At 60.1% G+C, this 12,596-nt stretch carries 11 protein-coding genes; 9 read left to right on the top strand and 2 right to left on the bottom strand.

Annotated features, from left to right (window positions below; genetic code table 11):
• Window positions 1–175: 175 nt before the first annotated feature.
• From EV561_RS19275 to EV561_RS19250, 6 genes are all read left to right on the top strand, one after another.
• Window positions 176–1,210 carry a sterol desaturase family protein gene (locus EV561_RS19275; RefSeq protein WP_132523920.1) on the top strand — a complete coding sequence of 345 codons (1,035 nt, stop codon included), beginning with the start codon at window positions 176–178 and terminating at the stop codon, window positions 1,208–1,210.
• Window positions 1,207–1,521, top strand: a complete 315-nt coding sequence (locus tag EV561_RS19270; protein ID WP_132523919.1) for a MocE family 2Fe-2S type ferredoxin — start codon at window positions 1,207–1,209, stop codon at window positions 1,519–1,521. Before EV561_RS19275 ends, EV561_RS19270 begins: the two co-directional genes overlap by 4 nt.
• Before the next feature lie 78 nt (window positions 1,522–1,599).
• A complete protein-coding gene (locus EV561_RS19265) occupies window positions 1,600–2,544 on the top strand; it encodes a substrate-binding domain-containing protein (protein WP_132523918.1) in 945 nt (314 codons plus the stop codon).
• A gap of 54 nt (window positions 2,545–2,598) precedes the next feature.
• Window positions 2,599–3,804, top strand: a complete 1,206-nt coding sequence (locus EV561_RS19260) for an FAD-dependent oxidoreductase (protein ID WP_132523917.1) — start codon at window positions 2,599–2,601, stop codon at window positions 3,802–3,804.
• A 224-nt stretch (window positions 3,805–4,028) separates the two neighbouring features.
• Entirely contained in the window at window positions 4,029–5,039 is a 1,011-nt protein-coding gene (locus EV561_RS19255; protein ID WP_132523916.1) for a LacI family DNA-binding transcriptional regulator, read from the top strand.
• A 95-nt stretch (window positions 5,040–5,134) separates the two neighbouring features.
• Window positions 5,135–5,965 carry a sugar phosphate isomerase/epimerase gene (locus tag EV561_RS19250; protein ID WP_132523915.1) on the top strand — a complete coding sequence of 277 codons (831 nt, stop codon included), beginning with the start codon at window positions 5,135–5,137 and terminating at the stop codon, window positions 5,963–5,965.
• A gap of 79 nt (window positions 5,966–6,044) precedes the next feature.
• On the opposite strand, the gene EV561_RS19245 is transcribed toward EV561_RS19250, so the two are convergent.
• Window positions 6,045–6,251 carry a hypothetical protein gene (locus EV561_RS19245; RefSeq protein ID WP_132523914.1) on the bottom strand — a complete coding sequence of 69 codons (207 nt, stop codon included), beginning with the start codon at window positions 6,249–6,251 and terminating at the stop codon, window positions 6,045–6,047.
• A gap of 230 nt (window positions 6,252–6,481) precedes the next feature.
• On the opposite strand from EV561_RS19245, the gene EV561_RS19240 reads away from it, so the two are divergent.
• Complete coding sequence (locus tag EV561_RS19240) at window positions 6,482–8,098, top strand: GMC family oxidoreductase N-terminal domain-containing protein (RefSeq protein WP_132523913.1); 1,617 nt, start codon at window positions 6,482–6,484, stop codon at window positions 8,096–8,098.
• Window positions 8,099–8,127: 29 nt separating this feature from the next.
• Here EV561_RS19240 and EV561_RS19235 read toward each other — a convergent pair whose 3' ends face one another.
• The gene (locus EV561_RS19235; protein WP_132523912.1) at window positions 8,128–9,624 is read right to left on the bottom strand and encodes a PLP-dependent aminotransferase family protein; all 1,497 of its coding nucleotides are present in this window, start codon (window positions 9,622–9,624) and stop codon (window positions 8,128–8,130) included.
• A 257-nt stretch (window positions 9,625–9,881) separates the two neighbouring features.
• Between EV561_RS19235 and EV561_RS19230 the strand changes: the two genes are divergently transcribed.
• Both EV561_RS19230 and EV561_RS19225 read left to right on the top strand, forming a co-directional pair.
• Window positions 9,882–10,988, top strand: coding sequence for a mandelate racemase/muconate lactonizing enzyme family protein (locus EV561_RS19230; protein ID WP_132523911.1), 1,107 nt, complete (start codon window positions 9,882–9,884; stop codon window positions 10,986–10,988).
• Window positions 10,985–12,457: an aldehyde dehydrogenase family protein gene (locus tag EV561_RS19225; protein ID WP_132523910.1), complete on the top strand. Its 1,473-nt coding sequence runs from the start codon at window positions 10,985–10,987 to the stop codon at window positions 12,455–12,457. The genes EV561_RS19230 and EV561_RS19225 overlap by 4 nt, the downstream gene beginning before the upstream one ends.
• The last annotated feature ends 139 nt before the right edge of the window (window positions 12,458–12,596 follow it).

Here is a 12,596-nt window from a genome sequence, read left to right as displayed (position 1 = left end):
TTGATCATTTTTGATCAAGTTACCTTTCGGTTTGCAACCTCCGCAATGGTAATTTCTCTCCAAGGAGGAGAGCCGGCCGTCCCTTGGGGGCGGGTCGCAGAAACGCGCCAATCAGTCCTCTCCTTCAGTTCCAGTTGAGCTGGCCGGCAATGGTGTCCGGCCCGGAGGAGATGAAATGGACGACCTCGAATATGGAGTTCGCAACAAGCGCGGAGACTGGGCGCCGAACGATCCTGTCCAGTATGCGCCGCTGTTCCTTTTCCCAACCCGCATCAAGGCGATCCTGACGTGGTTGCCGTACTACTTCTTTCCATGGAATCTCATTTTCGCGGCTTCTGCCGTCGCCTATTGGGCATGGGTCATCCCGCCGATGGAGACGATGCGGACCTTGGGTGTCGGCTGGATTGCGTGGCTCTACGTCGTCAACGCGATCTGCGTGTTCTTCTTCTTCGGCGCCTTGGAGCTCCATCTCTATGTGCTGAAAAGGCAGGAGAACCGCTTTAAATACAATGGAAAGTTTCCGGCGGAGCAGAAGAGCAAGGCCTTCTGGTTCGAGAGCCAGAACCTTGACAACATTCTGCGGACCTTCCTGTCCGGCGTGACCGTCTGGACTGCGGTCGAGGTTGCGATGCTCTGGGCCTATGCCAATGGCTATGCGCCGTGGCTGAGTTTTGCGGAACGTCCCTGGACGCTGGCTTGCGTTGCGCTGGTTGTTCCTATCATCCACGAGTTCCACTTCTTCTGCATCCACCGGCTGATCCACACGCCGCCTCTCTACAAATGGGTCCACTCGGTGCACCACAACTCCGTGAACCCGTCGCCCTGGTCCTCGCTTTCCATGCATCCGGTGGAGCACCTGCTTTATTTCGGAACTGCGTTCTATCATCTTATCCTGCCGTCCAATCCGATTATCATGCTCTACCAGCTTCACTATGCAGGCTTCGGAGCGATCCCCGGACATGTCGGCTTCGACAAGGTCGAGGTCGGCGACGACAAGCTGGTCGACAGCCACGCCTATGCTCATTACCTGCATCACAAATTCTTCGAGGTGAACTACGGCGACGCGCTGATCCCGCTCGATAAATGGTTCGGCACCTGGCACGACGGTTCCGCGGAAGGCGATGCGCGCATGCAGGAACGCTACCGCAAGCGCAAGGAGAAGCTTGCGGCCCGCAAGGCGAGGGGCGACGTCCAGGAGGCTGCAAAATGAGCAACTGGGTATTGGTCGGCCCGCTTTCGGACATCGAACAGGAAGGCGTCATCCGCTTCGATCACGGGGGTCGCACCTTTGCGGTCTTCCGCGCACCGGACGACAGCGTCTACTGCACCGCAGGCCTTTGCACCCACGAGGCGGTTCACCTCGCCGACGGACTGGTGATGGATTTCGAGGTGGAGTGTCCCAAGCACTCCGGAGCCTTCGACTACCGTTCGGGCGAGGCGATGCGGCTGCCCGCCTGCGAGAACCTGAAGACCTATCCCGCCGAGGTTGTCGACGGTGAGGTTCGCGTGGCCCTCGCGTAATCCCGTGAGATTCCGTTTGGGCCACGAAGGCCTCCGGCATGCTTTTCTGGATGGACCGGCATCCAATGGGAGGATGACATGAGAATGACTTTGGTGGCGGCAGCCCTTGCCGCCCTGATGGCTGGCACGGCATCTGCCGAGACGATCGGCGTTTCGATGCAGAGCTTCGACAACAACTTCCAGACCCTTCTGCGACAGGGCATCCAGGCGCGCGCCGCCGAGGTGGGCGGCGTGACCGTACAGGTGGAGGACGCACAGACGGATATCTCGAAGCAGATAAACCAAGTGAACAACTTCATCGCCGCAAAGGTCGACGCCATCATCCTGACGCTTGCAGACGCCTCTGCGGCCCCGGCCATAACGGAGGCCGCGAACAAGGCGAAGATCCCGCTGGTCTATCTCAACCTGGAGCCTTCCAACGTCGCAAAGCTTCCCGACCGGGAAGCCTACATAGGCTCGAAGGAAACCGATGCGGGCAGGCTGGCAGCCCAGGCAGCTTGCGATCTGCTCAAGGCGAAGAAGAAGGAAAACAGCGCGCAGGTCTACATTCTGATGGGCGACCTCGCACATCAGGCGTCGCACGACCGCACCGATTCTTTCAAGGGTGCTCTGGCCGCCGGTGACTGCAAGGGCACGACCATTGCCGACGAACAATCGGCCCTGTGGCAGCGCACAAACGCAATGGACATGACGACCAACTGGATCACTGCCGGGCGGCCGATCGACGTCGTCTTTGCAAACAATGATGAGATGGCGCTCGGCGCGGTGCAGGCGCTCAAGGCGTCAGGCATGTCGATGAAGGACGAGGTCGTCATCGGCATCGATGCGACGCAGGACGGCCTTGCGGCCATGGCAGCCGGCGACCTGGCTGCGACCGTCTTCCAGAATGCGAAGGGACAGTCTGCGAGCGCCATCGACGCGGCTGTCGCCTTTGCGCGCGGAAAACCGGTTGAGAAGGAAGTCATGGTTCCGTTCGAGCTTGTCACGCCGAAGAACATGAACGAATACGCCCACAAGAACTGAGCCATCGCGACTGGCGCGCAGTCGCACGCCAGTCCGTCCACCGACGGAGGAACCATGGACGGCATCGTTATCATTGGCGCCGGCGAATGCGGGACACGGGCGGCCTTCATGGCGCGGGAAGCGGGATATGTTGGACCAATAACCCTGATCGGCAAGGAGCCGCATCTCCCCTACGAACGGCCTCCGCTATCGAAGCTCGCGGACGGCATGGTGCAGATGAAGCAGATCTGCGTTGCCGGAGCCCTCGAAGCGACGGAAATCCGCTATCTTCCAGGCGTCTCCGCTTCCGCAATCGATGTCGCCTCGCATTCTGTCAGGCTGACCGATGACGCAGTGCTTCAATATGACAAGCTTTTGATTGCGACGGGTGCAAGCCCGAGGCATCTCAACTGCGTCGGCGCCCAGCATGCGCTCGACTTCAGGACCTATGCGGACGCCGACGTCATGTTCAGCCGCGCGCAGGGCGCTAAATCTGCTGCGATCATTGGGGGTGGGCTGATAGGCATGGAACTCGCCGCCGTGCTCCGCGGACGCGGGATCAAAGTCAGCATCATCGAGGCCGCCTCGAAGCCGCTCGGCAGGGCTGTTCCTCCACGCTTTGCGGAAAGGCTGCATCTCCACCACGTGAAGGAAGGCGTGGCGTTCCATCTGGGGCAGGGCGTGTCCGAAATTCAGAAAGGTGGGGCAATCCTTACCGACGGAACCGCAGTGCCCGCCGACCTAGTTGTCGGTGCGATCGGCGTCGTTCCCGACACGGAACTGGCGCAGCAGGCGGGAATATCGACCGGGAACGGCATCCTGACCGATATGTTTCTGCGGACGAGCGCGCCCGACGTTTTCGCCGCCGGAGACTGCTCGGCCGTGTCTCAGATCGGCGGCGGACACATGCGGTTCGAGAGTTGGCGAAACGCCCGCCTGCAAGGTGAGACAGCGGGTCGGAACATGGCAGGCGCAAACGAACCCTTCAACGGGATGCCTTGGTTCTGGTCGAACCAGTATGATCTGAGCCTTCAGGTCGTCGGTCTGCCATCAGCCGGGCACGCGCAGGTTTCGCGGACGATCGAGGGCGGCGATCTGGAATTCTACCTTGACGATGGACGCCTGGTCGCGGCCGCGGGTCTTGGGGTCGGAAATGCCTGCGCCAAGGATATCAAGCTAGCCGAGATGCTTGTCGCGAACGGCGCATCCCCCGATCCGTCGCAGCTGGCCGATCCGGCGGTCAATCTGAAGGTCCTTCTAAAGAGTTTGCGGGCGGCCTGAAGGCGGCCCGGACGCAACTTCGGCCGTGTCTCTACCCTCCTCGGGAACTGGCCGATGCGAGAGAGGCGTCTCCCAGAACGCCTCTCTCCCTCTTCTGAAACGCCCCCGACCGATCTACAAGGAGATGTGACGATTTCTTTGGCCCGGCCGCCCGGTTGGCATGCTGGCCGGATGATCGTCCCGGCTGCGATTTGATGAAGCTGATCATGCGGCGGAGGCGCGCTTTGAAGAAGGCCACACTGAAGGACGTCGCCAGGGAGGCGGGCGTTGGAACTGCGACCGTCGAGCGTGTCATCAATGGGCGAGGAGGCGTCACGGAGAAGACGGCTCAAAGGGTCGCCAGAGCCGTCAGGAAGCTCAACTACGGCATTCGCGATAGCGAGATGCATCGTAGCGCGCTGCGCATCGAAGTCATTCTGGTGCGGCCGGATTCGAGTTTCTTCGCCAGCCTCAATCACGCATTTGAAAGAATGTCAGCTTCGTTGGATCGGTCGATCATCCTCCACAGAACCTTCGTTAGGGAGAACGACCCGGTGGCGATGGCGCGGCACATAGCGAACTCGACCCTTCGTCGTTCGGCGCTCATAATATGCGCGCAAGACGATCCGCTGGTGACCCGTGCCCTTCGCGAGGTGCAGGAATCAGGCGTCGCGGTCGTCCAGATCGTGACACGCTGCGACGATGGCGGTCTCCCATATGTCGGCATCGACAACTATGCTGCCGGGCGGACGGCCGCCTATTACATGGCCGGTATGCTTTCCACGCGCGCGGGGTCATTCGTTTCCATCTGCCATAGCGGCACCTACAATGGCCATCGTGACCGGACAAGGGGCTTTTCGGACTTCCTGGCGGCCGGCCAATCGTCGAAACACCACTTCTCGCATACGATCCTGGGGCAGGACGACGAGCTGCGGATTGCCGAGACGCTCGGGGAGGCGCTTCATCGTGACCAGGATATTATCGGGGTCTATTCGGCGGGTGGAGGCGACGAAGGGGTCGCGGTCGTCCTGCAGCAATGGGCGAAGCGACGCGCGATATTCTGGGTCGGTCACGAGCTGACGGAGAAGAAGAGGCGGTATCTCCAGTCAGGACTGATGAACATCTGCATCGATCAGACCCCGGAAGTGCAGGCGCGCCGTTCCGTTGATATCATCCTTCATAAGCTCGGCGTCATCCGCACGGAGGTCGTCGCCGATCCCATACGCTTCCTTACGATCACTGCCGAGAACGTCTAGGCGCCGCCAAATTGATCAAAAGAAATCAAAGCAGCGTCTCGCCACCGGAACAGCTTTATGATGTCTAGTATCACACGACCACTGAGGAGGCGTCGATGCAGTCCCTGAATGTCTTCCAGTCGCTCTGGGCCATGGAACGCCGCAGCGCCATCCAGCCGGAACTCTCGCTCGAGGAAAGTATTGAGCAGATCGCAGAAGCTGGCTTCGGTGGCGTCAGCGCCCATTGGTACGACCGCGGCTATGTCAGCCGCCTGCATTCGCTTCTGAAGCCCCACGGTCTGAAGGCTGAAGGTCAATGTTTCCCTAGGAGTGTAGACGACCTGAAGCCAGTGCTCGAGAATGCCGCCGAATTTAGTGTTGCTCATATCTGTCTGCAGCCGGATGTCCGGCTTCGCCGCATCGAAGACTGTCTTCCCTTGCTTGAAGGCTGGCAGCGGCTGAGTGAGGAGGCGAGGATCCCGGTCTATATCGAGACCCATCGCGATCGGATGACCACCGATCTCTTCTTCACGCTGGACCTCCTGGATCAGCTTCCCAACCTACGGCTACTCGGCGATCTATCGCATTTTCTTGTCGGCCGTGAATTCGCCTGGCCCGTGTCGGCGGAAAACCATGACATGATCCATCGCATCCTTGACAGTTCGTGGTCCTTCCATGGCCGCGTCGCTTCGCGAGAACAGGTGCAGATAGAAATCTCCTTTCCACATCATCGGCCATGGCTCGATCTTTTCATGGAATGGTGGGAGTACGGTTTTCGCAGCTGGCGACGCCGGGCAGGGCCTGATGATATTCTTGCCTTTACCTGTGAGCTTGGTCCAAAGCCCTACGCCATCACCGGTCGCAACGGAGAGGATATCACCGACCGGTGGCAAGAAGCACTGCTGCTGATGGAGCGGGTGAAAGAACTCTGGGCGCGCACCGATTGAGGATTCAGCGAAGATAGAGGGCGAATGAGGCCTTAGCCTCACCGTCGCTCTAAACCAAACAAATCGAAGATTTCGCCACTCAATCAGACATCGGCGCGCCGTCGGCATTGAGGCGTCTTGGAGCCGCAGCGGGTGCCGTGGCCAAGATTCCGGAGGGTGCATCGTCAGCTTTGCGGGGCTTGAGATGGATGTACCACGAGGCGACACCGGCGGTCGTCGCCCCGATGACAAGGATCAGCATCCAGACGGCTTTGCGGTTCAAATGGTAAAGTTTTGCAATTGGCATCTTCGTATCCTTCTGGCGAAGGAACGCTTGACTTAACGGCACGTTCCAATGGGCACGTAGCCGGCCTGATCATTTCGAAGTCCCGCCGGGCGCTGCGGAGGTTGCGACTTCCTGAAGGAGTCACCGTGGCGGAAGTCGCCACGGGATTGGCTTTATAACGTTCCGGAAATGGCTCACCCCCACCATTTCGTCACATGCTAAATCGAGGAGTGAGAGCATAGGGGACGGAATTGGCAGATTTTGATTTCATCATCATTGGCGCAGGGTCAGCCGGTTGTCTGCTTGCAAATCGCCTGACGGAATCGGGACGGTTTCGTGTGCTGCTGCTCGAGGCCGGCGGTAGCGATCGTCGGTTCATGATCCGCATGCCGATCGGATACGGACATAGTTTTTATAATCCAGCGGTGAATTGGCGTTTCGAAACCGGGCCGCAGGACGCGTTGGCCGGACGCACGAGCTATTGGCCTAGGGGCAAGGTGTTGGGAGGCTCGTCATCCATCAACGCGATGGTATATGTGCGCGGCCAGCGCAACGATTTCGAGGATTGGCGCGCGGCTGGCAATGTCGGCTGGGGCTGGGATGATGTTCTTCCCTACTTCAAATCCATAGAAACGTTCGAACGGGGCGGGGACGCCTGGCGGGGAGACAAGGGCGAGGTCTTCGTCACCGATATGGCGCCTGCCGTGCATCCACTCTGTGGTGACTGGCTCCGGGCAGCCGAACAGGCAGGTTTCGAGCGCACCGTGGATTATAACGGCGAAAAACAGGAAGGCATCTCGGTCTATCAGATCAGCGCCAGGAACGGCTTTCGCGTGTCGTCGGCCACGGCCTTCCTCCATCCGGCGTCCCGCCGGCCCAATTTGAAGGTCATCACCAAGGCTCTCGTCACACGCATCCTCTTCGATGGACAGACCGCAATCGGAGTCGAGTTCGAGGAGGGGAATGAGAGACGACAGGTTCTCGCCGACCGCGAGGTCATCCTGGCGGCAGGAGCGGTCCAGTCTCCGACGCTTCTCCAGCATTCGGGCATCGGTCCTGGTGCGCTTCTCCAGAAATTCGGCAAGCCCGTCGTCAAGGACATGCCGGCGGTCGGTCGAAATCTTCAGGATCATCTGGGCATCGACTATCTCTATCGCTCGCGCAGACCCACGCTCAATTCGCTTCTCCGTCCCTGGTCAGGCCGTGTCATGCTCGGCGCGCGATACGTCCTGTTCCGCGACGGGCCGCTGTCGCTGAGCGTCAATCAGGCGGGCGGCTTCGTCAAATCCAGCCCTGATCAGGAGCATGTGGACACGCAGCTCTATTTCTCGCCCGTCAGCTACAGCAAGCCGACGCCGGGCGTTCGCCGCCTGACGATGCCGGATCCGTTTCCGGGGTTCTTCATCGGCATCCAGCCTTGCCGGCCAACGAGCCGAGGATCGATCGAAATCGGATCGCCCGATATCAAGGCATCCCCGGTCATCGAGCCGAACTACCTCGCGACGCCCGAGGACATACAGTCCATGCTCGCCAGCGTGCGGCTTATCCGCCGCATCGCCGAGCAGCCGGCAATGCAGGCCGTCATTATCGACGAAATGACGCCCGGAAAGGATGTTCAGAACGAGCAGGACATCATCGCCGATATACGCGCTCGGTCGGGAAGCGTTTTCCACGCGTCCTGCACGTGCCGCATGGGACCGGCCGACGGGACGAGTGTGGTGGATGCGCGTTTGCGGGTTCACGGGATCGATCGATTGCGCGTGATCGATGCGTCGGTTTTTCCCAATGTGACGTCAGGCAACACCAATACGCCGACATTGATGGTGGCGGAAAAAGGCGCCGCAATGATCCTGGAAGACATTCGGTAGGTAGAGCGCCGATAGGACAGGCTTGTTGATCAACCGCGATTGGCCTCCAGCACGCGTGCCAGCGTCCGCACACCTTCTTCTATCATGCGCGTGTCGATTGCGCTGACGCCCAGAACAAGACCGCGCTCAACGTTCGCCTGATCGATGCAGAAGCGGCTGATGGGCGAAACGACAAGGCCGGCATTTGCGGCGTCGCTCGTGATCTTGTCTTCGTCCATCGCGGGCGAGGCGAAGTTTCCCACGACATGAAATCCGGCGACGGATCGTTTCACGTCCAAAAGCCCTCCGAGATGGCGCTGTGCGGCATCATGGAATGCGGCGTGGCGTTCGGCATAGATTTCGCGCATGCGCCGAAGATGGGTCGCGAAGTGTCCCTCCTCGATAAAGGCGGCCATGACCGCTTGAATACTTGATGGCACGCCCTGAAGAAATGCACCGGAAATTCGCTTGAACACAGAAGCCAATGGTTTTGGGACGATATAGAATCCGAGCCTGAGAGACGGGAACATCGTCTTGGAGAACGTTCCGACATAAATCACTCGCTCTCCTGCGTCTCCACTTTTCAGGGTTGGCAGGGGCCTGTTATCGTACCTGAACTCTCCGTCATAATCGTCTTCGATGATCCAAGCCTGGTGCCTGATCGCCGCCGCCAGAAGTTCGGCCCTGCGCTCCAGGCTCATTTCCACGCCCATCGGATGTTGATGCGATGGGGTCACGAAGGCCAATCGGAAATTTGGCGCAAGGCGCAATCCCTCGGCGACGGACAGGCCTTCGGCGTCGACCGGAACCGGAACCATGCGTGCGCCGCAGGCGATCAGACTGTTGCGGGCGCCGATCGCACCGGGGTTCTCGAACCAGACGAAATCGCCGGGGTTCAGAAGCATGCGCCCGATCAGGTCGAATGCCTGTTGGGCCCCGTTGACGATGAATATCTGCTCGGGGTCACAGGATATGCCTCGGTTCGAACGAAGATGTTCTGCGAGCACCGCTCTCAGGTGAGGATCGCCTTCCGGATCGGAATATCCCATAATCTGGTCGCGGGGCTCGCGCCAATGTTTTGCCGTCAGGCGCGCCCACGTGGCGAGCGGAAAAGCCTTGAAATCCGGCAGTCCCGTTGCGAAAGGCCGTGGCGTCTGCGGATGCGACAACCGCTGGAGAAAGCGCGGCGAGGCATCCGAGATAATATCCGCCAACGTTGCTGACATCGGCAGGCCCGGCGCATCGACCAGAAGTGGCTGTCTGGGTCGGGCTGCACCCGCCGTGCTCGAAATATATGAACCCGAACCCGTTCGGGACTCGATAAGGCCTTCTGACGTCAGGCGCTCGAAGACCGCCATGGCCGTTGTTCGCGAAATGCCCAGTTCCTTTGCAAGGATGCGCGTCGAGGGCAACCGTTTGCCGGCCGCCAGATCGCCCGACAGGATCATCTGATGCATTGCGCCATAGACCTGCGTGGTGATGGACTTATCGACCGAGCGATCAACGGCGATGGAGAATAGCAGTTCACCCGATGATCTCTTCACCATGTCCGGCGTCTTCCACCTTGCTTCATTTCACAAATCACTTCGAGGACGGAAGCTATCGCCGTTTCAGGTCGAATTGCGGTCTCATCCGCGACGCCGATCCCCCGAAGTCCGATCTCTAAGCGCAGCCCCGTGCCCCATCGCGGATCTCCACACTAGACCGGCTACGCCGTTTTTCGAAAGTGGACCTAACCGCTTTTCTCGATGTTCGGTACGAGGGACAGGAGGCTTTCAGTCGGGCTGTTTCGAGGAGACCGAACGTGAAGATAAAACGCATAGAAACATTCTCAACGCCTTTTGTCGGCTTCGTTCGTATCACGGCCGACGATGGTGCCGAAGGGATCGGGCAGGTATCCACCTACAATTCCGATATCACCTCGACCGTCCTCCATCGTCAGGTCGCCCCGCATGTCCTGGGTGTCGAGTTCGATGATATTGATGCCCTGACGGAGCGGACGATCGAGCGGGAGCACAAATTTCCCGGGTCCTACATGAAGCGGGCGCTTGGCGGTCTCGATACGGCGATCTGGGACTTGCGCGGAAAGGCCGCCGGCCTTCCCGTCGCCAGCCTGCTTGGCGGCTCGCCTGGCAAGCTGCGCGCCTATGCGTCCTCTATGAAACGCGACATCACGCCCAAGCAGGAGGCCGAACGGTTTCAGCGCCTGCGTGACCAGTTCGGTTTCGATGCCTTCAAATTCCGCGTCGCTGCGGAATATGGCCACGACGTCGACGAGTGGCCAGGCCGGACAGAAGAGATCGTTCCGACGATCCGCAAGTCACTGGGTGATGACGTGGCGCTGCTGGTGGACGCCAACAGCGGTTTTAGTCCCAAGCGGGCCATCGAAGTCGGGCGGATGCTGCAGGATAACGGCATCGAGCACTTCGAAGAGCCCTGCCTCTATTGGGAACTCGAACAGACGAAAGAAGTCACCGACGCTCTCGACATCGCGGTAACCGGCGGCGAGCAGGATTGCGAGATTGCGACCTGGCGACATATGATCGAGATGCGCGCAGTCGACATCGTCCAGCCTGACATCCTCTATCTCGGAGGCATCAGCCGCACCCTGCGGGTCTGCGCCATGGCAAAGGCTGCCGGTTTGCCGGTGACGCCGCACAGCGCCAATCTTGGCCTGGTCACGCTCTTCACCATGCATCTGCTTCGCGCCATCGATGGCGGCGCCAAATATCTGGAATTCTCCATCGAAGGGGCGGACTACTATCCCTGGCAGGATGGGCTTTTCGTCAAGTCGCCTTACATGGTGGAAGATGGCATGGTCACGGTGACGGACGCGCCCGGCTGGGGCATCGAGATCGATCCGGAATGGCTTGCAAAATCCAGCTATCAGGTGAGCGAGGCTGAACAATGACAATTCAATCCTCCGGCATAGCGACCGAAGAATGGCCATCAGGCCATTTCATCGACGGCGCATGGCGCAAGCCGGCGGCGGGCAATCTGATGGAGACCTTCGATCCCGGGAAGGCCGAGCCGCATTCGCGGTTTGCAGCGGGAACGGCCGAAGATGTTGCCGATGCCGTTGCCTCTGCACGGCGGGCGCAGGAGACCGTGTGGGGAAAGTCACTACCGGCCGAGCGCGGACGTATCCTGATGCGCGCTGCCGGGCTGATCCGCGAGAATATCGAGCGCCTGGCGCGCGCCGAGGTGCTGGACAGCGGCAAGACGCTGGATGAGGCGCGCGGCGACGTTCGCGGCTCCGCGCGGGCCTTCGAATACTACGCCGGCGCAGCCGACAAGCAGGAGGGCAAGGCGTATCCGCTGGGGCCTGATTACACATCCTATTCCATCGAAGAACCGGTCGGTGTCACCGCCCACATCGTTCCCTGGAACTACCCACTGTCGACGGCCTCCCGCTCGATCGCGCCGGCGCTCGCAGCCGGCTGCACCGCCGTGGTGAAGCCCGCCGAGCAAACGCCTCTGACCGCATTGCTGCTGGCAGAAATTCTCGTTCAGGCGGGTCTGCCGCAGGGCGTCTGCAATGTAGTGACCGGGACCGGGATTTCGGCCGGCGCTCCGCTCGTCTCCCATCCCGATGTCCGCCATGTGACGTTTACTGGCTCGACCGTGACGGGCATCAACGTCATGAAATCGGCGGCGCAGAATATCGCTTCGGTGACGCTGGAGCTCGGCGGCAAGTCTCCCAATATCGTGCTGGCCGATGCGGATATCGATCTGGCGCTGGACAATGTCATCGGCGCCATCTTCGAAAATGCCGGCCAGATTTGCTCCGCCGGCTCGCGTCTGGTCATCGAGCGCTCGATCCATGCTGAATTCATTGAGCGACTGGTGGCGCGAGCCCGAAAGCTGAAGATCGGCCACGGACTGACGGAAGGGGTCAACTTCGGCGCGATCAATTCGAAGGAGCATCTGAACAAGATCGCATCCTATGTCGCGGGAGCCAAGGCACGCGGGGTCGAAGTCGTGACCGGCGGTAACGAGACGGCAGATCCTGCAACCGGCAAGGGATGGTTTTTCGAACCGACGATTTTCGACGCGGTGGAATGGAGCGACCCGATCGTTCAGGAAGAGATATTCGGACCGGTGCTGGCGGTTCAGGTCGTCGATAGTGCCGAGGAAGCGATCGCGGCCGCCAACTGCACCAATTATGCGCTCGTGGCGGGTCTCTTTACCAAAGACCTGTCCAAGGCCCATCGCATCGCGCGCGATGTCGACGCCGGCCAGGTTTTCGTCAACGAGTATTTCGCGGGCGGCGTGGAAACGCCCTTCGGTGGCAACCGGCAATCCGGCATCGGCCGGGAAAAGGGATTGATCGCGATGGCCAGCTACTGTCGCACGAAATCGGTCACGATCAGGATCTGATCTGGGGCGGGGAGGTTCCTTTCGATTGGTTTCATGGCAATGTTAGGTCGAAATAAAATGGCCTGCCAATCCATCGAAACTGGCCCTATTCGTCGTGTCGGAACGTGCATACCATCGGCTTGAATTCGGACATGGGGGG

The organism is Rhizobium sp. BK376 (assembly GCF_004341625.1).
Taxonomy (GTDB): domain Bacteria; phylum Pseudomonadota; class Alphaproteobacteria; order Rhizobiales; family Rhizobiaceae; genus Rhizobium.
The sequence above is the reverse complement of the archived record's forward strand: the minus strand, read 5'-3'. Positions and strand labels throughout refer to the sequence as shown.